The sequence below is a fragment of the Aliivibrio sp. 1S175 genome (assembly GCF_001690985.1).
Lineage (GTDB): Bacteria > Pseudomonadota > Gammaproteobacteria > Enterobacterales > Vibrionaceae > Aliivibrio.
Map to the genome: position 1 here is coordinate 711 of NZ_MAJS01000039.1, position 714 is coordinate 1424.

Genomic DNA, 714 nt, shown 5'->3' on the forward strand with positions numbered 1-714 from the left:
GTGATTAAGGCGTTAAAATTCAGGTAAGTCTGTATCGTAGCAAACGTGTTATGCAGGCGTTATACCGTAATCGAACGTAGTTAACTGAAATCCGTGAATTGGCGTGCTAATCTAGCCTTCTTTATCATTTTAAGTAAGTAGTGATTCGATGTCAGAACATTTTAAAGGTAAGTTTGAAGTAGAGTTGAAATATAGGCTGAAGTCTAAATCTCAGTTTTTAACTATATTGAATTCAATGACGTACGAAGTCATGCTTGAAGATAACTTAGAATCTGATTGTTACTTTGATACATCTGAACAAGTACTTTTGGCTGAAAATAAAAGTCTTTGTATCCGTGAAATGGAACCGTCTGGAATTAAACTTTGGATAGTTAAAGGACCAGAGGCGGACCGTTGTGAAGCAACGAATATCACCGATGCCAATAAAGCGAAAAGTATGCTTAATACAATGGGCTATCATGTTGTTTTAGCCATGAAGAAAACGCGTAGTATTTATTTTGTTGGTAAATTTCATATTACTGTCGATAATCTTAATGGGTTAGGTGATTTTGCTGAATTTGCGATTATGACTGACGATGAAAGCCTACTTGAAAGTTATCGGTCTGAACTGATTGTTTTAGCAAGTAAGTTTGACCTGAGTTCTACGGACTTAGAGCATCGTTCATACCGAAAAATGTACTCAGAAAGTCTTACGGTATAACAAATGCATCAACA

At 35.9% G+C, this 714-nt stretch carries 1 protein-coding gene; it reads left to right on the plus strand.

Annotated elements, in window-relative coordinates; all coding sequences use genetic code 11:
* The first annotated feature begins 148 nt into the window (after positions 1-148).
* Positions 149-700: a class IV adenylate cyclase gene (cyaB, locus tag A6E06_RS12855; RefSeq protein WP_065593235.1), complete on the plus strand. Its 552-nt coding sequence runs from the start codon at positions 149-151 to the stop codon at positions 698-700.
* Positions 701-714 lie beyond the last annotated feature (14 nt).

Bases quoted from the DNA above. Each gene is read 5' to 3' on its own strand.
- cyaB (WP_065593235.1), top strand. From the start codon at position 149: ATGTCAGAACATTTTAAAGGTAAGTTTGAAGTAGAGTTGAAATATAGG.